The following is a 22,871-nucleotide window of genomic DNA, read 5'->3' on the forward strand; positions in this document are numbered from 1 at the left end:
CGAAAAAAATTGACTTGTCATGTCTTGTATATATCTAGTTTTCAAAGAACTTCTTTGCTATCAAAAGCAAGAATATTATAACACTAATTATTTTTTTATTCAAAGTTTTTTTAAAAAAATAAAAAAATAAATTACTTGATCAAGGTAATTTATTTTGATTATATATGTTTAATTTAAAAGTATTAGAGAAATGATTAAATTAACCCTTTGTTTTTAAGAGTTTTTAATGTTTTTGCACTTACTCTTAATGTCATTTTTTGACCGTCTATTGTAACTCTAACTTTTTGTAAGTTAACATTAAATTTTCTTTTTGTAGCATTTAATGCGTGTGAACGTTTGTTACCTGTTTGAGGTCCTCTACCTGTTAAAACGTCTCTTCTTGACATAATTTCTTCCTTTCTATAAGTAATAAATGTTTATAAACTTTTATTTAATCTTTATAAAAAGAGTAAAAATAAAATTCTTTGATATTATATCAAAAAACTTTATTTTATTGTTTTTTTATAAAAATCATTTTGATTAATTAGATATGTTTAATTTTTCAATGAAATTATCTTCAAGTGTAAAGTTTACATTTTGATCAATTCAATATCTTCTGTTTTCAGCATTTTCTCCCATAAGAACCGAAACTCTTCTTTCTGCAATAAGAGCATCTTCAATTGTTACTTGAACTAATGTTCTTGTTCTAGGATCCATAGTTGTTTCTCACAATTGATCAGCATTCATTTCTCCAAGACCTTTATATCTTTGGAGTTCATATGATTCTTTTATATTTTCCAGCATATCACTTAAATCATCTTCGTCTCATGCATAAAGAATTTTTTTACTACTCTTAAGAGTCACTTTATATAATGGAGGAAGTGCAAGGAAAATTTTTCCTTGTTCAATCATTTGTTTCATAAATCTATAAAAGAATGTTAATAATAGAAGTTGAATGTGAGCACCATCGGTGTCAGCATCGGTCATAATGATTATTTTTCCATATTGCGATTTTTCAATATCAAAATCTCTACCGTATCCTGCTCCAATTGCATTAATAATTGTGTTGATTTCTTCATTTTCAAGAACTTCAACCATTTTTTTCTTTTCAGAGTTAATGACTTTTCCACGTAATGGTAAGATAGCTTGAAATCTTCTATCTCTTCCACTTTTTGCCGAACCACCGGCTGAGTCACCTTCGACTAGAAATAACTCATTTTGTTCATTATTTTTACCAGTCGCAGGTTTTAATTTGTCGCTTAAAATTAATTTTTCTTTACCTGTTTGCTTTGTTTTTCTACTTTCATCTTTTAATGATTTTTGTTTTTGTCTTAAATCATATGAAGATTCAATTTTATCTATGATTAATTTAGCTTGTTCTTTATGTTCACTTAATCAAGAATCCAAATATTTAAAGACAATTTCTTCGACAACAGGCTTAGCGTCTGGAGTCCCTAATTTATCTTTAGTTTGACCTACGAATTCAAGAATACTTTCAGGAATTTTTAAAGAGAGAACGCAACTAAGTCCTTCTTTAATGTCTGCTCATTCATAAATTCTTTGACCTTTGACTACATTTTCTTTTGACACAAAGTTATTAACTGATTTAACAAATGCAGTTTTTAGTCCAACCACATGTGAACCACCATCACTTGTTTTAACATTGTTAACAAAACTCAGAATTGTATCTTCATATTGAGTTGTTCATTGAAAAGCAAAATCAACAGAGATACCTCTTTTTTCATCTTGAAATGAAATAGGTTTTGAAACTAAATCTTTTGAATCATTTAAAAAGTTTAAGAATGATTCAAGACCTTTAGTATATTCATAAATTTCTGTTTTATCATTATTTTGATCTCTTAAGATTATTTTTAAATTAGAAATTAAGAAAGCTCTTTCTTTAAGTCTTTCTGAAATTTTGTCAAAACTTAACTTAGCTCTTTTAAAAAGTGGATAATCAGGTCAGAAAGTCACTATTGTTCCAGTATTTTTAGATACACCTACCTCGTGAGTTCTTTGAAGGATTTTTTCTTGTTGAAATTCAGTTAAATAGATCTTTTTATCTCTGGAAACTTCGACAACAACTTTTGTTGATAAAGCATTAACAACACTAGCTCCAACACCGTGAAGACCTCCTGATGTTTTATACGCACTATCATCAAATTTTCCACCTGTATGCAATTCAGTGAAAGCGGCTTCTACAGCTGTTTTTGTTGAACCTTTAATTTTATCAACCGGAATACCACGTCCATTGTCTTGAACTGAAATACCCCCATCATTTCTTAATGTAACAATTATTTCAGTTGCATAACCAGCTAGTGCCTCGTCGATTGAGTTATCTACAATTTCTCAAACTAAGTGATGTAAACCATGTACATCGGTTCCACCAATGTACATACCAGGTCTTTTTCTAACAGCTTCAAGCCCTTTTAATTGTTGAATATTACTTGCATTATACGTATTGTTTTGACTCATAGTTTAAATATTATAAAAGATTAAATAAAAAACATACGAATTAATCGTATGTAACTCCTTCTAAATTTTTAGCTCAATTTATAAAATGTTGGTAAGTTTTTACAGTGTCAATTCTTTGGTTTTCTTTGTAAATTTTAAATCTTTCACCATAGTTAAATAATTGTGAGTAAATTTCAATATCATCTTGAGATGGTTTTAGTCCTAATTGTTCTAATTTTTCTGGATAATATTTTGAAATTAATCCATAAAACTTCATTGAAGCAACCTCTGGTGAGAAATTATCTAATTTAATAGCACCTGTGATTAATAATTTAACAGCAACTTCTTGATCTTCAAATTTAGGAAGCAAAATACCTGGTGTATCTAAAAATAAATATTCACCATTGACAACTCACTTATTTTCTCTGGTTACACCTGGATAGTTAGCGACTTTTAAAGTTTTTTTGTCTGAAACTAAATTAATAAGTGTGCTTTTTCCACAGTTTGGAACGCCAACAACAAATGATTTCATTCTGGTTATCAACATCCCTTTTTCTCTGTTTTTATTAATTCTTTCTTGTGAAAGTTTTTTAATTGTTTTTAAAATAACTTGTTTTGAAGATGATTTTCTAAGATCTAATCATAATAACGTTTCGTTTGCAAATCTTTTTTCAATTTTTGCTTTTTTGGATTGATCCATTAAATCTGATTTAGTAATAATGAACAATCTCTTTTTTTGTGGTGCAATTTTATCAAAGTCTTCGTTATATGAACTAATTGGACATCTTGCATCTAAAACTACTATAAAAATATCAGCTAATGAAGCTTTTTCTTTTAATTCCTTGAAAGCCTTAGCCATATGACCGGGGAATCATTGAATTAAATTCTCATATTTTTGTTCTTTGTGTTCTAATTCCATATTTATCCTATTTATTTAATTTTTCCAGTTCTAATCTAAGTTTATTAACTTCTTCAGTAAGAATTTTATTTTCTTTGTAAAGTTCTTTATATTGAGCTTTATATAATTCTGTTCTTTCTGTTGATTCATTTATTTCATTAACAATTTCATTAATTTGTCTAATCAATTCATTTAAATGACTTTCAACTTCTGTTTTATTGTACCCTTCTAAAGATAAATGAAAGTTATAGTTTTTAATTTGTTCAATTAAATTATCGAATTTATTCATAATTACCCATTTCTAACTTTGTTCAACACAATTGCTGCAGCAGTTGCTACATTTAAACTTTCAAATGAAATTGGAATGTAAACTTTTTCATCAGATAATGAAGCAACTTGATTATCAATTCCATTACCTTCGTTTCCTAAAATAATGACAATTTTTTCTTCTCTTGAAAAATCAATTTCATTTAACTTCTTAGCATTTGTGTCTAACATAGTTGCATATAAAATATAGTTTTGTTTTTTAAGTTCCACTAAAATATCAATATTATTTGTCTTGATTAAATTTAAATCAAAAAGCGCCCCTTGTGAAGAACGAATAACTTTTGGATTAAAGTAATCAAAGTTTTGGATGATAACAGTATCAAAATCAAAGGCTCTTGCCAATCTAAAAATTGTCCCTACATTTCCAGGTTCTTGCAAATTATTTAAAAATAAAACTCTGTTACTAATTGATTTTGAGACATCAGGAAATTTACAAATACCTATAATCCCTTGTGGTGTAGATGTGTCTGATAAATAATTTAAGATGTCCTCTGTGACTAAAATCGAATCAGCAAATTTATTTTTATCAACTACTTCGATTGTTTCTAGCAAAATTCCCTTTTCTTTTGCTTCATTGACTAAGTGATAACCTTCAACTAAAAACTTAGATTCTTTACTTCTATATTTTTTATCTAAAAGTTTATAAACATCCTTGATAAACTGATTTTGTTTACTGGTTATTATTTTCATCATATTGTTCTAAGTAATGTTTTCCTTTTTCAACTTCAAATTTTGATAAATCTTTAAAATCAAGTTGTCTCATAACTTCAAAACCTAAAATAGCAACACAGTTAGCAAGATTAATTGAACGCATAGCTGAAACCATCGGTATTCTGATGCAATCTTCTAAATTTTCTTTTAAGATTCTTTTATCAATACCTGTAGATTCTCTACCAAACATTAATCACACTTCACCAGTTTGTTGGTGAACTTCATTATATTTAACATTTGTATATGTCTCTAAACCATATCTAGTTACATAAAAGATTTTTTTATCTTTATACTTATTGTAAAAATCTTCATATGAGTCATGAATTTCATGTTGAATGTCACTGAGCATTCTTCCTGCCCCTGCTCTTTTAAGATATTTAGGATGAAGATCAAAACTTGTTGGTTTGATAATGTGTAATTTTGCACCTAGTGCATAACAAGTTCTGATTATATTCCCTGTATTTGGGGCGATTTCCGGTTGATATAAAACTATATTTAACATAATACTATTATACATAGTATTATGATCCTGATTAATAACTCCTTGATTATTGAGTTAATTTTACTTTTGCAATAGTGTATAAGTTAAATAAGTAAAAAATAAAAAGTAGGATATACCTACTTTTTTAAATTATTTAAAGTGAAAATTTAAATATTAATCTTCATCTTTATCTTGAATGTTTCTACGTTTAATAATTTCATCAGCAATTGATTTTGGAGTTTTTTCGTAGTGATCAAATTGCATTTGGTATGTTCCACGTCCACTTGTCATAGATCTAAGTTCTGTTGAGTAACCGAACATTTCTGAAAGAGGAACCATTGCTCTAACAATAACAGCTCCATCATTTCTTTGCTCTTGGTCGTTAACAAGTCCTCTACGTCTTGATAAGTCACCGATAACATCTCCGATGTGATCTGATGGAACAACTACTGAAACATCCATAATTGGTTCTAATAATACTGTACCAATTTTATCTTTTGCTTTTGTAAGTGCTTTAGAAGCAGCGATTTTGTAAGCCATTTCTGATGAGTCAACGTCGTGGTATGATCCATCAAATAATGTAGCTTTAACGTCGATCATTGGGTAACCAGCTAAAATACCAGCTGCCATTTTTTCTTCAAGACCTTTTTGAATTGATTTAATGTATTCTTTAGGAATTTTTCCACCAACAATTTTGTCCACGAATTCAAATCCACCATCTGGGTTTGGTTCGAATTTGATTCATACGTGTCCATATTGTCCTTTTCCTCCTGATTGTTTGATGTGTTTTCCTTCAACTTCAGCAGGAATTGTAATTGTTTCACGGTATGAAACTTGAGGTGCTCCAACTTTAGCTTTAACACCAAATTCACGTTTTAAACGATCAACAATAATGTCTAAGTGTAATTCACCCATTCCGGCAATAATTGTTTGACCTGTTTCTTCATCAGTATATGTTCTAAATGTAGGGTCCTCAGCAGCTAATTTTTGTAATCCTAATGATAATTTTTCTGTAGCAGCTTTTGATTCTGGTTCTAAAGCTTGTGAGATAACTGGTTCTGGGAATACCATTTTTTCAAGAACGATTTTTGGTGATTTTTCTCCAACTAATGTATCTCCTGTTGTTGTGTATTTAAGACCAACAGCAGCAGCAATATCTCCAGCTCTACATTCATCAATTTCTACACGTGAGTTAGCGTGCATTTGTAAAATACGTCCGATACGTTCTTTTTGTTCTTTAGTTGTATTGTATACGTAGCTTCCTTTTTCAAGAACCCCACGGTATACACGGAAGAATGTTAATGAACCTACGTAAGGGTCTGTCATAACTTTGAAAGCTAATGAAGAAAAGTCTCCATCGTCTGTTGCATTAACAAATATTTCTTTATCCCCATCAAAAGCAGGGATTGGTGGTACATCAAGTGGTGATGGTAAATAATCAACAACAGCGTCAATCATTCTCTTAACACCTTTGTTTTTGAATGATGTTCCACATACTACTGGGAAGAATTCTGATGTTAAAGTAGCTTTTCTAATTGCAGCTTTAAATTCTTCAACACTTAAATCTCCACCTTCAAGAACTAACATCATTAATTCTTCATCAAAGTTAGCAACCGCTTCTAATAATTCTTGACGTTTTTCAGCAACGATGTCTTTTAAGTGAGCAGGAATTTCTGTTGGAAATTCTTCTTCTTGTGGTTCTCCGTTGTATTTAATTGCTTCTAATGTAACAAGGTCAATAATACCTTCGAAATCTGATTCAGCACCGATAGGTCATTGGATAGCAACTGCATTTCCACCTAAACGTTGTTTAACTGAAGCAACTGAAGCTGCGAAGTCAGCACCAGCTTTATCCATTTTGTTAACGTAAACAATACGAGGAACTTTGTAGTTTGTAGCTTGTCTTCAAACTGTTTCTGTTTGAGGTTCAACTCCTGATTGAGCATCAAGAACTGCTACAGCACCATCTAATACACGTAATGAACGTTCAACCTCAACTGTGAAGTCAACGTGTCCTGGTGTATCGATAATGTTAATTCTTTTTCCTTTTCAGAAAGCTGTTGTAGCAGCTGATGTAATTGTAATTCCACGTTCTTGTTCTTGTGCCATTCAGTCCATTTGTGAAGCACCATCGTGTGTTTCACCAATTTTGTGAATTTTACCTGTGTGGAATAAAATTCTTTCTGTAGTTGTTGTTTTTCCAGCATCAATGTGGGCCATAATACCGATATTACGGTAATCTTTTAATTCATATTCTCTAGCCATAAATAAACCTTAGACTATCATCTGAAGTGTGCAAATGCACGGTTAGCTTCAGCCATTTTGTGTGTATCTTCACGTTTTTTGATAGCTCCACCTGTTTTGTTTGATGCATCAATGATTTCGTTAGCTAAACGAACATCCATTGTTTTTTCATTTCTTAATCTTGAGTATTGAACAAGCCATCTTAATGCTAATGTTTGTTTTCTACGAGGAGAAACTTCTGTAGGAACTTGGTAGTTTGTTCCACCGATTCTTCTTGTTCTGATTTCTAATTGAGGTGTAATGTTTTCTACTGCTTCTAAGAAAACTTCCATTGGTTCTCTTTGAGTTTTTTCTTTAATAATGTTAAATGCTGAATATAAAATATCTTGAGCGATAGATTTTTTACCATCTAACATAATTTGGTTAATTAACTTTGTAACAATAACAGAGTTAAAAACTGGATCTGCAAGTACTTCACGTATTGGGGCACTTTTTTTTCTTGACATATGTCCTCCTTATATTAATAATTATTGTTTGTATAAATTAATTTAAATTATTATTCTGATTTAGGTTTTTTAGCACCGTATAAACTACGTCCTTGGTTACGTTTTGCTACCCCAGCAGCATCTTGTGTTCCACGAACGATGTGGTATCTAACCCCAGGTAAGTCTTTAACACGTCCTCCACGGATTAAAACAACTGAGTGTTCTTGAAGGTTGTGTCCTTCTCCTGGAATGTAAGCTGTAACTTCCATTCCATTTGATAATTTAACACGAGCATATTTACGTAATGCAGAGTTAGGTTTTTTAGGTGTCATTGTAGCAACACGAGTACATACACCACGTTTAAATGGTGAAGCCATTTTTTTAGCTTTTTTAATTAATGAGTTGTAGCTAACGCTTAAAGCAGGAGCGTTTTGTTTTTTAATTTTTGAGCTACGACCATTTGTAACTAATTGATTAGTTGTTGGCATTTTATGCTTCCTTTCGTTTGTGATTTGATAAATTTTAAGATTAATATTGTTAAGCTATTTATTTTGATAATAATTTAGCAAAGCAATTATATAACAACTTACCCGTGTGTATCAATATTTTTTAATTTTTTTATTTAGTTTTATTAATCCCTGAAAAAATACTTTTAACACTTACACATAAATGTTTTGGTATTTATATTGAAAGTTGTTTTTGAAAATATCCAAGCTTAACAGAGTTTAAAAATCGCACAAAATTAAACAAAAATGTGAAATTAATCGCAGATAAACTTGCTCAAAGTATATAAATTTAAAAATGTTATAATTACATTACTTTTCTAAAAGAAAAGTTAATTAATTTAAATGTACATTAAAAATTAAATAAAGGAGACTAAATGTCAGCAATTAAAAAAATTCACGCACGTGAAATTCTAGACTCACGTGGTAACCCAACTGTTGAAGTTGAAGTATTCACAGAATTCGGTGGATACGGTATTGCTAAAGTTCCTTCAGGTGCATCTACAGGATCACGTGAAGCTCTTGAATTAAGGGACAAAGGTTCTGAATATGAAAGTAACTGATTTGGTGGAAAAGGAGTTATGTTAGCAGTTGATCATGTTAACAAAGATATTGCTCCTTACATCGAAGGTATGGAAGTTACATTACAACGTGAAATTGATAGAAAAATGATTGAATTAGATGGTACAGAAAACAAATCTAAATTCGGTGCTAATGCTATCTTAGGAGTTTCATTAGCTGTTGCTAGAGCTGCTGCTAATGAATTACAAATTCCACTTTACAAATACTTAGGTGGATTTAACGCTCACGAATTACCAGTTCCTATGTTAAACGTTATCAATGGTGGAGAACATGCTTCAAACACAATTGACTTCCAAGAATTTATGATTATGCCAGTTGGAGCTAAAACATTCCGTGAAGCTTTACAAATGGCTAACTTTGTTTTCCATAACTTAGCTAAATTACTTAAAAAACACGGACACGGTGTTCAAGTTGGTGATGAAGGTGGATTTGCTCCAAACTTCAAATCACACGAAGAAGCTTTAGACTTCTTAGTTGAAGCTATTAAAGCGGCTGGATATGTTCCTGCTAAATCAGGTGAAAATGCTGTTGCTATTGCAATGGACTGTGCATCAAGTGAATTATATGAAGATGGTGTATACACATTCAAAAAATTAAAAGCAGCTGTTGAAAAACAATTACCTGGATTTGAACACTTAACAGATACTAAATTCACATATACATCAGATGAAATGTTAGATTACTTAAAACACTTAGTTGACAAGTACCCAATCATTTCAATCGAAGATGGGTTTGCTGAAGGTGACTGAGAAGGATTCAAAAAATTCACAGCAGAATTAGGAAACAAATTACAAATTGTTGGAGATGATTTAACAGTTACAAACACAGCAATTTTAAAACGTGCTATTGAAGAAAAATCAATGAACTCAATCTTAATTAAAATTAACCAAATCGGTTCATTAACAGAAACTTTTGAAGCTATTCAAATGGCTCAAAAAGCAAATATGACAGCAGTTGTATCACACCGTTCAGGTGAAACAGAAGATACAACAATCGCTGATATTGCTGTTGCTATGAACACAGGACAAATTAAGACAGGTTCATTATCAAGAACAGATAGAATTGCAAAATACAACAGATTATTAGCAATTGAAGAAGAATTAGGTTCAGTATCTTCATTCAAAGGTAGAGAAGCATTCTACAACATTGAAAAATAATGATTTAATTTAAAAAAAAATAGAGAGACTTTAAAATCTCTCTATTTTTTGTTACTTCTATCTAAAAAAGATAACTTTCTTTCCTGATTCTTCAAAATTCTAACTAAATTATCTCTGTGCATTATAACTATTAGTAGCACTGCTGCTATAAAGAAAATTCCACTAGCTATTTGATAATTGTAAAGTGATGCGCTTGTATGCTGATTATAGTCAGCAAGTCATTTCATATTAGTTGCTCAAGAAAGATCTGAACTTAAAAATCAGTGACCAAACATAATTACAGGTGTCATTAAAATAGCTGACACAATACTTGCTAATGAAACATATTTTTTTCAGAATAATACTGCAAAGAATATAACTGCAGCAATTGGTAAAAGTGCAATGTTGATAGAAATTAATAAACCAATTGATGTAGCAACTCCTTTTCCTCCTTTAAATTGGAAGAAAATAGGGAAACAATGCCCAACAACAACGCCTAAACCACATAAAATCGGAAACACATATAAGCTCATATTTAAACTATTTTTATTGATACCCTTGCACAATCCATATGCAATTGAAACCATTAAAATTGTTTTAAAAATATCTATTAATAAAATGCATAGTCCTGCTTTTTTTCCTAGTACTCTAGAGGAATTAGTTGCTCCTGCATTTTTTGAATGAAGCTCTCTAACATCTTTTTTAACAATTTTCCCTCATATAATTGAAGTGTTTAAGGATCCTACAATGTATCCAAAAACGAATAATGAAATATTAAACAAAATTGAATTGCTAAGTTGAATCGCTGTCATTGTCTCTCCTAATTAATTAAATATACTTCGTTAGCTAATTTATATTAAATTATAATTAATTTAATATATTATAATTAATATTATGAATAAAAAATTTAAAGTAGAAATCGTACAATTACCAGAAAAAGTACTTAGAAAAAAATCACAAGATGTGCCTCTTCCATTAACAGATGAGGATATTGAATTAGCTGAGAAAATGATTTATCACATTGATGATTCGCAAAAAGAAGGTTCTGAATTTAGAGCTGGAGTTGGTGTAGCAGCAGTTCAATATGGTGTTCTTAAAAATGTCTTTTATGTTTTTATACAAGATGAATTAGGTAACACAATTTATAAAGATGTTTTATTTAACCCTGTTATTATTGCTAAAAGCGATAAGAAAATTGCACTTTCTGAAGGTGAGGGTTGCTTAAGTGTTTCTGAAGATTGACCAGACCAAGAAGGATATGTTTATAGATCTGAAAAAATAACAGTTAGAGCTTACAGCTATTTTGCTAGAGAATTCCAAAACTTAACAGTCGACGGATATTTAGCAATAGTATTTCAACACGAATTAGACCACTTAAACGGAATGTTATTTATCGATAGAATTGCTAAGAAAAACCCTTGAAAGAAACTACCTAAAGCTAAATTCTTGTAATTTAACTAACTAAAAAATATAGAAAGGAAAATATGCTTACATTTTTTGAAACTCAAGCATCATCAAGTAGTGAGTCATCGAACGCAATGGATAAGTTATATGACTTCTTCGCGAATTTGATGTCGTCTAAAATTTCAGACCCAACTATTTGAATGCCTATTTTAATTGTTACACTTGTTTTATTTTCATTTGTAACAGGTTGATTCTTAAGATGAAAATGAACTATTTTCAAAACAGTTTCAATAGTAATCACAATTATTGTTTCTGTTATTTTATCAGTAGCTCTTAAAGCTGCATTTGAGAAAAAAGCACAAGAAGATCAAAAATTTCAATCTGCATATGAAATTCTTACATTTGCAATAACATTCATTTCTTTAGGAGTTTACTGAGGCGTTAGAGGATTTTTATGATTCATAATCGGAATCATTCATTTAGCAACAATAAAGAAAAGAAAAGAGAAAAATAAGAAAAGAAGCAGATTATCTAGAGCAGGTTTCGGTGGGTTATGAGGAATTACAAACGTAATTCTTACCTTACCTGGTTCATTATTACTTGCTAACGTAATTTCAACAATGGCACCCAACTCGAATAAAGCAAATAAAGCTACAGAACTTGGTGTGAAAATTATGACTGGTGGTCAAGGTTCATCTGTAACAAACTTGGCTTCAGGAATTTACTCAATGGTTCAATTATTTGTTGACTCAGAATTACATGATTTAGCAATTAAATTTATCAAGGATCCAAGTTCATTATCTAAAGATGATATTGAAAAATTACTTAAAAACTCAAACACTATTGCAGCTATGTTAGAAAATGAAAAATTTGTTGATATAGTTGCCAAAAACATTCCTACATTATTAGATGAAAAATCTAAAAATGAAATCGAAAACAATAGAGAACTTGAAGCTTACATTACAAAATATGAAGCTCAATTTATTGCATCAAATCCTGGTTCAACATTGAACTCAAGCGAACAAAATAAAGCAGACTTTACAAAATTTGTTGTTGATAAAATCAATGAAGAATTACAACAAAATTCAATTACATTAATTCCGGAAGAAGTCAAAAATGTCTTCGGAATGCTAGGGTTAGCAGCAGCTAAATCAGATAGTTCACAAGAGCAAAACTTATCAAAAATTGTTGATGCGATTTTAAAAATTAACCCAACAATCTCTGAAAAAACAAACACAGCAGTTTTAGCTTCAGGAATTTTAGGAAACCTTAAAAATTCTGTTTTAAGAGATCTTAATAAACAAGAAACAACTGAAACCTTAGCCAAAACAAATAACCAACCAAATACAGAGAATCCACAACCAGGTGCAAATATGTCAACTGGAGCAAGTGAGTAATTATGAATAATCAAGAACAACAAAATCAAAATCCAGTTTCAGTTCAAAACTCTTCTGGTTCAACTGGTGTTTATGCAAATCAAACACAAGTTCAAAATGTTACCACAAACGAAGTTACTAATGTAAATCCAAAAAGCATAGTTCCTGAAAATATTCTTAAATTATTTAAAAGAGAGAAAAAACTAGCATTACTTTCTTTCTTGATATGATTTTCTATTTTCTGTCTTTGTATAGTTGCTGCAATTATTAATTATTTCGTTAATACATTTAATTCACAACCACCTCATACACAAGGTATTGCTTGATACATTGGAATAAGCATTATGTTCTTAATTTCATTAAGTTTATGAATTAAAGCTTTAACAAGACGTAAGTCATGAATTAAAACTGAAGAAATAACTAAAAACAGTTACATTAACGGAACACAAATGAATGGTGTTCTTATTGCTGAAGCATATAGAGCAATTACACTCAAAATGCTTCGTTTAAGTTGAATTTATGCTTTCTTCTTAACATATACTGGATTGTTCATTGCTGTTGTTTGCTTACTTTACTTTACATCTCCTTGAGAAGTAAATACGGGGCAAGAAGGTTCATGAATTTACATTAACTCAAAAGTTGAATGAACTGACATTTTAGATAATGCTTTTGGGAGCACTAAAAATATGCTCATTATTTTAGGAACTACAATAGCAGCTTCTGCAATTGTATTTACCGTTCTTAGAATTTACGATAGAAAAAGACAAGCTGAAATTAAATTAGCAATCTTAAACAACCCTGAAGAAGTTGTTGCTAAAACAAATACAGATAGAAGATTAGAGAATAAAGCTTGAATTAAAGCTTACATTATTGTTTTCATCTTAGTTGTATTATTACCTTTAACAGTATTCTTATACTTAATTTGAAAAGGTGTGATTAAAAGAGGTAAAAAATAATGAAACTTCTTGTAATAATTGAAGATAAATTTAATGACATAGAACTAAATACAACTTTATCTGTTTTAGTTGCTTCAGGCAAACTAGAATCAATTACTTATTATTCTCCAAACTTAAAAGAAGCTTCAGGACAATTTAATATTGTTAAAATAACAAACATTGTTAATTCAGTTAATTTAAATGAATTTGATTTAATGTTCGTACCTGGTGGTAGAGGTTGTCAAACACTTAGGAAAAATCAGCAGTCATTAGAATTAATTAACAAATTCTTTAATGACCTCAACAAACCTCTTGCAGCTATCTGTGATGCACCAAACGTTTTAGCTGAATTTAATATAATCAAAGATCAAAAATACGTTTCATTCTTTTCTGAATGAAGTAAACCATTTTGAAAAGATGGAAAAATTATTAACTCTGACAGTTGAAAAAAATCTCCATTCACTAATATAGACAACAACCTTATTACAGCTTCAAATGCAACTGCTTCATTAGATTTTGGCTTCGCTATATTAGAATACTTTTATGGTGAAGACTTCTCTGATACTGTACGTTCAAATATGACTTTTGGAAAGCTTGCACAAATATAATCAAAATTACCTACACAATATTTGTGTAGGTTTTTTGTTAAAAAAACAACCAAAATTGGTTGTTCATTCAATTATTAAGCACGGTGTGAATGTCTTACTGTTGTTTTTTGTGTTGTAAATTTATCGTGTAATGTAAATCCTAATTGGATTGAGAATAGTGTTAATGAAATTGATTGTCATACTAATCCACCGACAGCTGATGTGATTGATTGCTTAGGAGTTGCGCTAATATTAATAAGAATTAATAAGATTCAGTAAACTATTCAAATAATGTTGTTTACAACATATAAAACATACATTCAGTATGAAACACCTTGTCATTGTTTTGTTTTGAACGATGTTATTAACTGAGGTAAGAAAGCAAATGTAGTAAATGCCGGGAAGATGAATCCCATAACAGTTGAAATTTCAGAAGGTAATTTTCCAATTATATATGGAGCTTTTTCACTACCATTTCTACCGTAATCAATAATGTAAAATACAGTAAATATTCCAGCGATAATTCATGTAGCTAAAACAGCAAGATAACCTTGTAATTTTTGTTTCTTAGTAAATTCTTTTTTGTAGTAGTAAAGTAAACCTGTCATAATTCCGTTTACAAGTATACCTACTCCATCTGCGACCATAACAGTTATGAATTTTTCATTATTCGCATCTGTTGCACCTCAAATTACTCAAAGTAAAATCCCAATATGGAAAATTCAGAATGACACAAAGTTAACAGGTCCTGTCTTTTTGTCTTTAAGAATTTTCAATAATTGAGGAATACTTAATGAGATAACAGTAATTGCACAAATTCATTTAATAATTTCAAATGCAGTTGACATAGTATTCCTTTCAAATATAAATTGTTTCCTTTAATATGATGTATATTTTATATTATTTTTTATTTTAAGTAAATTAAAATAAAAAAGCACAAAATGTACTTTTGTGCCTATGTATAGGTGTTAAAAGTTTTCTGAAATGAATTGTCCAATTGTGTTTGTGTCATTGTCGCCAATAACAAAGTTAGCAGCTGATTTTGCTTCAATTGTTGCGTTTCCCATAGCTACACCCACGTGTGCTTCAGAAAGCATATGAACATCATTTCCACTATCACCAAATGCTACAACTTGATAATCTTTTAATTGTTCTAATTCAACAATTTTCATAATTCCAGCTCACTTAGAAATATTTTTAGGGTTAATATCTGTGTAAACTGAGTTTGTTAAGTAAACTTCACAATCAAAATCTCTTAAACTATTCATAATGTTTTCTGTAGCATCTTTAGCATTGTATGCTTGGTTTCTCATGGCCATTTGAGTTATTTTTGTTTCAGGATTACTGATTGCTTCTTTTACTTCTTCAATTGTAGCTTCATTAAAAATGTTCATATTTTTAACTTGCTGTGGTGACATTCATTTTGGATAAGTTCCATTAGGTAAAATTGAACCATTATAGTTATTTCCATCAACCGAAAGAACTAAATCATATTTAAGTGCATGTGCGTGAACTGTATCTAACATTTCTTTTGATAATTCACCTAATGTGTATGTTGTATTAGTTTTCATATTGTGAACTAATGCACCATTTGAACACACTAAATAATCAACAAATTTGAATGTATCGTGATTTAATGCAAGCATCTTAACTAAACCACGACCTGTTGCAATAACAATTTTATTTCCTTTAGTTTGCTCTTGAAGTAAAACTTCTTTTGTTGAAGGGTGAATTGTTTCACTTTTTGTAAATAATGTACCATCTAAATCGAATGCAAATATTTTTGTTTGCTGCATAATTTTAATCTCCTTGTTCTTTGTACGGAATGACGTGAATATGTGTGTGGAACACAACTTGTCCTGCTTCTTTACCTGTGTTGATTAATATTTTAAAACCTGGGATGTTGTTATCTATGACTCTCTGTTTAGCTAACGTTCTAGCAACTTTCATAGCGTGTAAGAAAGTTGCTTCATCGTGTTCTAAAATATTAGATTTCTGCTCTTTAGGAATAACTAAGAAATGCCCTTCTTGTTGTGGAAATGCATCTAAAATCGCAATAACAACATTATCTTCATAGATGATGTTTGAAGGAATTTCTCTTTTAATTATTTTTGTAAAGATTGAATCATTCATTATTCAAGACCTGCTGTTTTATCTTTAAGTTCATCAATAGATGAAATTTTGTAACCCATTGCAATGTAAGCTGCTTTTGCATTTTTGTATAAGTTTTCATCACTGATTGAAATGAAGATAGCTAATTTATCTAATGAATCTTTGTAAATTGTTTGGTCGAATGATAAAACTGTTTTTTCTTCTTTTGTTCCGTTTTCAGCTGCATCAACTGTAATTTTTTTAGCAACTGGAACAATTTTAGCGAAGTAAGCTACTTCAACTTTTTTACCATCTTTTGAAACAGGAATTGCTTCAGCTAATTGTCCATTTTCATCAACTGAAACTAATTTACCATTTGTTAAGTTATAGAAACCAACTAAATTTTCAGGTGATGTTACTTTTAATAATTCATCAACAGTATAGTCTGATTTGTAAGGGTTAGATTTAATACCTTGGTATCCACCCATTGTAGCTTCAAATTCAGCTTTAGCAGGAACATTATTGAAAATTAAATCTGCTGTTGCAATGTTTTGAGCTTCTTTAGAATTCTTTAATAAGTTATTGTAATCTAAAACGTGTTTAATAACTTTATTAGCATCTGTATACATTTCATTTACATTGTCATTTGTGTAACTTCATAATTGAACTGTTTTATTTGAGATAACATATTTAATTAAGTTAAATTGCTTGTTATCGTATTTTTTACCATATAAATTGAATGAACTTGGATCGATTTTTTCTAATGCAACAACATCTGAAATAAAGAAGTAGTTTTTAACTAAAAGAAGTTTATTAACTGTGAAAGCTACATTTGTATTTTCATTGTTGTATAAGATTTGAAACTGTTCATTTGTTAAGTTAATGTTGTAAACATCTCTATATAAAGCGTTCAATGCAGCTAATTCAGTTTCATTGAAAATTCCGTTTGATTTTCACTTGTTTAATTGAGTAGCTAAATATAAGTTATTCTTTTGTGATTCTGTAGCTAAAAATCCTTTGTAAGCAATTAGAGCTTCATTAAAGAATTTTTTATTTGAAAGTAAGTTTGTATCTTTTTCAACTTTGTATTGGTCTTGTAAAACCGATTTCAATCATAAGTTTTCTGCAATAGTTGAAACTGCAGGTTTATCAAATAAAATGTTTTGTTTGTTTTTTTCTTCTGTGTTTTTATCAACTCCACATGAAAGCGCAACTAATGGTGTGAAAGCAACTGGTGCTAAATATAAAGATTTTTTAAATATATTTTTCATTATTTGCCCCCTTCATTTTTTTCGAAGATTGAATAAACTAAGTCATTAATAACTTCAATAGCTTTTTTATCGCTATATACATTATCGTTATGGTTGTAAACTATTTTTGTAAGACCTTTATCAACTATAAAGTTGTAACTGTTTCCATAGTTTAATTGTTTTTGAATGAACTCACTTACTGATGTTAATACTGAAATTAATTTGCTTGTGTCTTCTCCACTTTTTACACTAGTAGCTTTTGCTTGCAAGCTTGTTACATCAGAATCTGTATAGTTTGCTCCTGTAATTGTATTTGTTTTTGTTTTAAGTTCTGCAACAAATTTTTCATCACTTAAAGCTAATGAAAGAATTTGTGAACTTGATAAGTTATTTGAAATTTGTGCAGGTGTGTTGAAGTATGAAACATTTCCTAAAGTTAAGTTTTTAGCATCCTCAGCAATAAATTGTTTGAATTTATCTAATTCTGTAATTTGTGAATATCTTACAATTTGCACATTACTATCTGTAATTATCATAAATGCATCTTTCATATCTGATAATTTGAACACGTAAGGAATTAATGGATTATTTGTTGTTTGTGCATCTTGCACTTTTGAAAAAATATAGTCAGCAATAACTTTGTTAATTGTGTTAAATCTTGAAGCCTCAAATTTTAAGTCTTCTAACTTCTTATCGATTTGAACATCGTAATCTTTAACAATTTTTGCTGCTTCATCAAAGTTTGTAGCTGATGTTAAATCAGGTTTCTCTGGAATGTTTAAAGCACCTTTGATTGCGTCAATTAATTCTTTTAATGAGAATTCAGGTAAGTTATTTTGTTCGTTAGCAAAAATTGAAGTTGCATTTACACCTAATGCAAGATCTAAATCTTTAGTAAATAAGTTGATGTTTGATGTTAAACCTGGTGTTGCTAATTTTTCAACATCAGAATTTGTGATTGATGATAAGAAGTTTTTATATTTTTGAACTCTACTTACAAATTCTTCTTTAGTTTCATTTTCTTTTTGGAATGCATATTCTTCTGCTTTATTAAATTTTGTTAATGATGCAACGTTTGATTCTGCAATAAATGAATCAGCTGTTGGAGTTACATTTCATTTTAATAAGTTAAATAATTTCACTTTGTCATCGTCAGATGAAATTTTTCATGGATAAACTACATCATTTTTAGAAATGGTTCCTGCTAATTTGTAAACTGTAGGAATGATGATGTTATTTTTGTTGAAGTATTCAGAAATGAAGTTTGCTGGTGATTTGAATTCTGTAATGAATGATTTTGTTGTTAATAAAGTAACTTTTGTTGAATCTGCTGATGGTGCAAAGTAATTAACGTTTTCTTCTAAATATGGGAAAACTTTGTCACCTTTACTGAATAATTTAATCGGTTCACTGTTTTCACCTTTAACTTTGTTTCCGTTTTTATCAAGTTTATAAATATCTTTTGTAGCAGTTCTATTTACAAATGTTCTATCAACAACTTTGTATTCTAATTGATATCTACGTGTAGCAATTTCTTCAACTTGTTTGAATAATAAGAAATTTGTTGCATCTGTTTCATTAGCTGAATTTCCGTATTCATCTTTTTTAAGTTCTTCAAAAAATTGTTTTTCTCAATTTTGGAAACCATAAACTTTTTTGAAGTTAACTTTTAAATCTTCAAATTTAGCTTTAATTTGTCTTTTGATTTCATCTAATGATTTAAGTTCGATTGAATTGTTAACTTCTTCATCTTTTTGTAATGAACTATTGTAAATGTTTTGATATTGAATTGATGCTTCAACTTCTTGTTCATACATATAGAAAATTGCTTCTCTGTATGCATTTTTGATTTCTTCTGAAACTTCTTGACTTTGTGATTTTACTAAATCTGTTAATTTACCAACTGTTAATGAGTTAAGTTCATTACCTTTTGCATCATTAACAACAAAAGCAGATTTTTCTCCATCAACTGGTTGAATGTAGTTGACCTTTGTAGTTGTAATTGTTAAAGGAATTGTAATAGATGCAATAACTCCAACTGTTAAAGCAGAAAAAATACCGATTAAGGTTTTAGATCTTTTTGATTTGTTAGTTGAAGTTTTATGTTTCTTCTCATCATGTCTATCATTTAACTCAACTAAACGTTCAAAGAATGATTTTTGTCTTTTAGCCATTAATACCTCTTAGTTTTATAAAATTTATTTATTATGTAATAATAAATATTGTTTTAATTATATCAAATTTAATTTATTATAATTTCACTATGAAACAAGCAGAAATTAAAAATGTTTTTGAGGAATTGCTCAAAATTAGCAAGGAAGAAAAATTCATTTTCTCCCTATTCTCTAGCACTTTAAGTCAAATTAAAGAGAAAAAAGAGTTAACTAAACCAATTCAAATTGTGATTGATGTTTATGCATTTTTGAAATTAAAAAACAAGTTCCCTGAGTTAATTAACATCTCTAATAAAATGAATAAAAACGAGAAATTTCTGCCTATTTTTTCTTTAAATAACACTGATATTATCCTTAATTTGCTGATTCAATCAACTGATAATAATGCTAAAAAGATTAATTTAGCTAAGAAAATTGTCGAAAAAGAAAATAACAAACAAAATCAATATTGTCATGAATTAATTGAAGTTTTGTTTTCACAAAACCCAAATACAAGGTTTTTAATTTCTAGAGATAAGGAAGCTAAACTAGTTATTTCTAGAGTTAAAAATCTTAACCCGAACTACTATGATGTAATTGAATTTGATGATTTAAAACTTCCTTATTTTCATATAGAAAATGTTGATTTAGATTAAAAACACCACCTGAAAAGGTGGTTTTAAATTATTATTTTTATAAAAAGATATAAAAAAAGCAGCGGCTCCCTATTTTCACTGTAAAGCTATCTTCGGCATTAAAGGGCTTAACTACTGAGTTCGGAATGGATTCAGGTGATCCCCTTTGCTATAACCACTGCATATATTATAGCACTATTAAAATAAAGTCAAGTAAATTTTTTATTTTTTTAATGCTTATTATTTAAATGAAAAAGTTATTTATCGAGTTTTCTTATTTATGAATTTCTCTTTAAATTTCTTAGAATGTATAAGTTTATGAATAATTAATGTTTGCATAATTGTTCATATTGAACCGAATAATCAATAAACTTGAACACCAGCTGTAAAGATTAAGGTAATTGCTGTGAACACAAGCATCATAATCTTTTGTGTTCTTTCAGATTTCTTAAGTGCTTCAGCTTCTGCAATTGTTGTTTTACGTTTCATTTTCTTTCTATTAAGAAGTCTTGGTAAGAAGCTTGAAAGTAATTGAAACCCAACAACAAGTACTAAAATTCATAAGTAAACTCATTCTCCCTCAAACAATCTCTTATATGATGTTGAGGCGAAGTTAATACCAAGCCATGTTGTTTGTTTGATTTCAGGAATACTTTGAATAACTCTTCACATAGCAAGGAAAATCGGCATAGTAAGCAACATATTTCCAAATTGGTCTAATGGATTTATGTTGTATTTTGTATATAAAGCTTGAATCTCTTGATTTTTCTTAAGTTTCATAGCTTTATTATCTTCTAAACCTTTATATTTAGCTTCAATAGCAGCTTTTTTGTATTTAAGTTCTTCCATTACCGATTGCATTACGGTTGTTCTAAATGTAAATGCAAGTGTAATAAGACGTGAAATAATGATTGCAACTATAATTGAGATAACAGAAGCTCATCCAAGCATATCAGGCATTGATTGACGCATTGATTGCACCAACACTGAAAGTGGATATACTAATAAACCGTAAAATGGTCCATATTTTCAAGCTTCCCCTCAAGTTGTAATAGCTTGTAATGGTAAATCACCTCTTAAAGGAAGTGTGTTAATGTTTTCAGAATAAAGAATATTTGTATTGTAGTCATATTTATCAGTTCTATTTAATTTGTATTGATTTTGAACTTGTTCTCTTCTTTCTTTATATTCTTCAGAAGATGAGTTAGGAACTTCTCCATTAAAGAACCCTAATTCATTCATGTATGACTGCATTGTATTTTGATATTCAATAAGCAATTGGTATTGTTCTTGAGTTAAGGTAAATAATGTGTTATTGTGTTCTGAGATATTTTCTTCTTTAACATTTGCTGGAATGTTATCAACTAATTCTTTAATAAATAAAGAAGGTTCTTTTCCTAATTTTGTAGCAAATTTAGATCCTTCACCAAATGAATATGTATATAACATTTGGAGAATATCTCGAGCAAACTTATTAGAAACAGATTCTTTTTCTGATGTGTAGTTATAAATTTTTTGAATACCTGAAATGTATGTAATTTCGTATTCTTTTGCATCAGTAAGAACAGGGATTATTTTATCTACTTCTTGTTTACCATTGACTTCCTTGTATTTTTTTTCTGTTTTGAAAGTCATGTAACTTTGAAGTTTACCTTTATCGTAGTTATTTTTTTCATCTTGTGGGAAAGTGAATGGGAAAATAAAGATATCTGTAGGTTCTTTTACAAAGTTGTAAGTTTTATCAGATGCTGTTGCAAATAAATAATTTTTAGCATCATCTGAACCTGTGTAAATTAATTTGAATTTTTCATCAAATTTGTAACCTGCGTTTTTAAGAATTTCAGAATTAAATGGAATTCTTAAAACAGACATGTATCCACCAGGGATACCATATTCACCCTGATGTGATTTTGTTTGTTCTCTAAGTTTGTTTAATATCTCTTTATCAGTAACAAAAATGTTTGATTCAGTATCAAGTGCTAATCTGTCGTATTCAAATACTTCTGATGTTTTGTTTTCTCCATTTGGATCTTGAAGTGTTACTAAATCTCTTTTTTGATTTGTGCTCTTTAAAGTATTAACTCTAGGTGCTATGTCACCTTTATCTCTATAAAACTCAAGTCCGTTACCTACGTTGTAAGAGTTTTTAATAACAAAGGATTGAACACACCCTGTTACAGTAAGTCCAAAAATTAACACATAGAAAACTATTTTTAATCATTTAAGGATTTTTTTAGTTAACTCTTTACGGTTGGTTTTCGGATCGTTACCGTTAGTAAAGTATGAAAAATTTTTTGCGTTTTTCTTCATTATTTAAATTTCTCAAAGAGTTTTGCTATATGTTGTTTTTTGATAGCAAAATCTTCCTTCATAAATTCTTTACGAACAATCAAAACAAAATGATATTTGAGGTGATATAAATTCAACTCATGCATAATTGCTCTTAATTGTCTTTTAAAAAAATTACGACCTACAGCTTTTGCGAATTTTTTTGGAACTGTAATTCCTGCAGCGAAGTTTTTGCTTTTCTTGAAATAGATGATTAAATATCTATTTGAAACAAAGTTACCTTGTCTTGCGTTAATTACGTCTTCAAATTCTCAATTCTTCTTTAGTCGATATTGTTTTTTCATTGTTTAG

Annotated in this window: 23 protein-coding genes and 1 rRNA gene; 6 read left to right on the forward strand and 18 right to left on the reverse strand. The window is 29.3% G+C overall.

Annotated elements, in window-relative coordinates; all coding sequences use genetic code 4:
- Positions 1-194 precede the first annotated feature (194 nt).
- The 9 genes from rpmB to rpsL form a co-directional block, all read right to left on the reverse strand.
- Entirely contained in the window at positions 195-386 is a 192-nt protein-coding gene (gene rpmB / locus VBN07_RS02400) for a 50S ribosomal protein L28 (protein ID WP_257089198.1), read from the reverse strand.
- 133 nt (positions 387-519) lie between these two features.
- Positions 520-2,454, reverse strand: a complete 1,935-nt coding sequence (locus tag VBN07_RS02405) for a DNA topoisomerase IV subunit B (protein ID WP_323177689.1) — start codon at positions 2,452-2,454, stop codon at positions 520-522.
- Between the two features lie 40 nt (positions 2,455-2,494).
- Positions 2,495-3,352, reverse strand: coding sequence for a ribosome biogenesis GTPase YlqF (gene ylqF, locus VBN07_RS02410; RefSeq protein ID WP_323177690.1), 858 nt, complete (start codon positions 3,350-3,352; stop codon positions 2,495-2,497).
- A gap of 7 nt (positions 3,353-3,359) precedes the next feature.
- Positions 3,360-3,620, reverse strand: coding sequence for a hypothetical protein (locus VBN07_RS02415; RefSeq protein WP_323177691.1), 261 nt, complete (start codon positions 3,618-3,620; stop codon positions 3,360-3,362).
- Positions 3,621-3,622: 2 nt separating this feature from the next.
- On the reverse strand, positions 3,623-4,348 hold the full coding sequence (locus tag VBN07_RS02420; protein ID WP_323177692.1) for an RNA methyltransferase: 726 nt from the start codon (positions 4,346-4,348) through the stop codon (positions 3,623-3,625).
- Positions 4,329-4,886, reverse strand: a complete 558-nt coding sequence (locus VBN07_RS02425) for a tRNA (cytidine(34)-2'-O)-methyltransferase (protein ID WP_323177693.1) — start codon at positions 4,884-4,886, stop codon at positions 4,329-4,331. Before VBN07_RS02425 ends, VBN07_RS02420 begins: the two co-directional genes overlap by 20 nt.
- A 138-nt stretch (positions 4,887-5,024) precedes the next feature.
- Entirely contained in the window at positions 5,025-7,115 is a 2,091-nt protein-coding gene (gene fusA, locus VBN07_RS02430) for an elongation factor G (protein ID WP_257089179.1), read from the reverse strand.
- A gap of 14 nt (positions 7,116-7,129) precedes the next feature.
- The gene (rpsG, locus tag VBN07_RS02435; protein ID WP_257089177.1) at positions 7,130-7,600 is read right to left on the reverse strand and encodes a 30S ribosomal protein S7; all 471 of its coding nucleotides are present in this window, start codon (positions 7,598-7,600) and stop codon (positions 7,130-7,132) included.
- 50 nt (positions 7,601-7,650) lie between these two features.
- Entirely contained in the window at positions 7,651-8,067 is a 417-nt protein-coding gene (rpsL, locus tag VBN07_RS02440; RefSeq protein ID WP_257089175.1) for a 30S ribosomal protein S12, read from the reverse strand.
- Between the two features lie 392 nt (positions 8,068-8,459).
- On the opposite strand from rpsL, the gene eno reads away from it, so the two are divergent.
- Positions 8,460-9,821, forward strand: coding sequence for a phosphopyruvate hydratase (eno, locus tag VBN07_RS02445; protein ID WP_323177694.1), 1,362 nt, complete (start codon positions 8,460-8,462; stop codon positions 9,819-9,821).
- 41 nt (positions 9,822-9,862) lie between these two features.
- Here eno and plsY read toward each other — a convergent pair whose 3' ends face one another.
- Positions 9,863-10,612 carry a glycerol-3-phosphate 1-O-acyltransferase PlsY gene (gene plsY, locus VBN07_RS02450; RefSeq protein ID WP_323177695.1) on the reverse strand — a complete coding sequence of 250 codons (750 nt, stop codon included), beginning with the start codon at positions 10,610-10,612 and terminating at the stop codon, positions 9,863-9,865.
- 82 nt (positions 10,613-10,694) lie between these two features.
- Between plsY and def the strand changes: the two genes are divergently transcribed.
- From def to VBN07_RS02470, 4 genes are read left to right on the forward strand one after another with little or no spacing between them, the layout of a single operon-like run.
- Positions 10,695-11,252: a peptide deformylase gene (gene def, locus VBN07_RS02455; protein WP_323177696.1), complete on the forward strand. Its 558-nt coding sequence runs from the start codon at positions 10,695-10,697 to the stop codon at positions 11,250-11,252.
- A gap of 32 nt (positions 11,253-11,284) precedes the next feature.
- Complete coding sequence (locus tag VBN07_RS02460) at positions 11,285-12,601, forward strand: hypothetical protein (RefSeq protein ID WP_323177697.1); 1,317 nt, start codon at positions 11,285-11,287, stop codon at positions 12,599-12,601.
- A 2-nt stretch (positions 12,602-12,603) separates the two neighbouring features.
- The gene (locus VBN07_RS02465) at positions 12,604-13,536 is read left to right on the forward strand and encodes an MSC_0882 family membrane protein (RefSeq protein WP_323177698.1); all 933 of its coding nucleotides are present in this window, start codon (positions 12,604-12,606) and stop codon (positions 13,534-13,536) included.
- On the forward strand, positions 13,536-14,123 hold the full coding sequence (locus VBN07_RS02470; RefSeq protein WP_323177699.1) for a DJ-1/PfpI family protein: 588 nt from the start codon (positions 13,536-13,538) through the stop codon (positions 14,121-14,123). Before VBN07_RS02465 ends, VBN07_RS02470 begins: the two co-directional genes overlap by 1 nt.
- Positions 14,124-14,197: 74 nt before the next feature.
- Here VBN07_RS02470 and VBN07_RS02475 read toward each other — a convergent pair whose 3' ends face one another.
- The 5 genes from VBN07_RS02475 to VBN07_RS02495 all read right to left on the reverse strand — a co-directional run bounded on the left by VBN07_RS02475 (position 14,198) and on the right by VBN07_RS02495 (position 19,617).
- Positions 14,198-14,950 (reverse strand): PQ-loop domain-containing transporter, encoded by a 753-nt coding sequence (locus tag VBN07_RS02475; protein WP_323177700.1) that lies wholly within the window; start codon positions 14,948-14,950, stop codon positions 14,198-14,200.
- 120 nt (positions 14,951-15,070) lie between these two features.
- Positions 15,071-15,898 (reverse strand): HAD family hydrolase, encoded by an 828-nt coding sequence (locus VBN07_RS02480; protein WP_323177701.1) that lies wholly within the window; start codon positions 15,896-15,898, stop codon positions 15,071-15,073.
- Between the two features lie 4 nt (positions 15,899-15,902).
- Complete coding sequence (gene hinT, locus VBN07_RS02485) at positions 15,903-16,235, reverse strand: histidine triad protein HinT (protein ID WP_323177702.1); 333 nt, start codon at positions 16,233-16,235, stop codon at positions 15,903-15,905.
- Positions 16,235-17,464: a HinT-interacting membrane complex lipoprotein P60 gene (locus VBN07_RS02490; protein ID WP_323177703.1), complete on the reverse strand. Its 1,230-nt coding sequence runs from the start codon at positions 17,462-17,464 to the stop codon at positions 16,235-16,237. The genes hinT and VBN07_RS02490 overlap by 1 nt, the downstream gene beginning before the upstream one ends.
- On the reverse strand, positions 17,464-19,617 hold the full coding sequence (locus VBN07_RS02495) for a HinT-interacting membrane complex protein P80 (RefSeq protein WP_323177704.1): 2,154 nt from the start codon (positions 19,615-19,617) through the stop codon (positions 17,464-17,466). Before VBN07_RS02495 ends, VBN07_RS02490 begins: the two co-directional genes overlap by 1 nt.
- Positions 19,618-19,706: 89 nt before the next feature.
- Between VBN07_RS02495 and VBN07_RS02500 the strand changes: the two genes are divergently transcribed.
- Positions 19,707-20,252 carry a hypothetical protein gene (locus tag VBN07_RS02500; protein ID WP_323177705.1) on the forward strand — a complete coding sequence of 182 codons (546 nt, stop codon included), beginning with the start codon at positions 19,707-19,709 and terminating at the stop codon, positions 20,250-20,252.
- A 56-nt stretch (positions 20,253-20,308) separates the two neighbouring features.
- On the opposite strand, the gene rrf is transcribed toward VBN07_RS02500, so the two are convergent.
- The 3 genes from rrf to rnpA form a co-directional block, all read right to left on the reverse strand.
- A 5S ribosomal RNA gene (rrf, locus tag VBN07_RS02505) occupies positions 20,309-20,414 on the reverse strand.
- A gap of 78 nt (positions 20,415-20,492) precedes the next feature.
- Positions 20,493-22,541, reverse strand: coding sequence for a membrane protein insertase YidC (gene yidC, locus VBN07_RS02510; RefSeq protein WP_323177706.1), 2,049 nt, complete (start codon positions 22,539-22,541; stop codon positions 20,493-20,495).
- On the reverse strand, positions 22,541-22,864 hold the full coding sequence (gene rnpA / locus VBN07_RS02515) for a ribonuclease P protein component (protein ID WP_323177707.1): 324 nt from the start codon (positions 22,862-22,864) through the stop codon (positions 22,541-22,543). Before rnpA ends, yidC begins: the two co-directional genes overlap by 1 nt.
- Between the last annotated feature and the right edge of the window lie 7 nt (positions 22,865-22,871).

It is taken from the genome of Mycoplasma sp. 4404 (assembly GCF_034863325.1).
GTDB lineage: Bacteria > Bacillota_I > Bacilli_A > Mycoplasmatales > Metamycoplasmataceae > Mycoplasmopsis.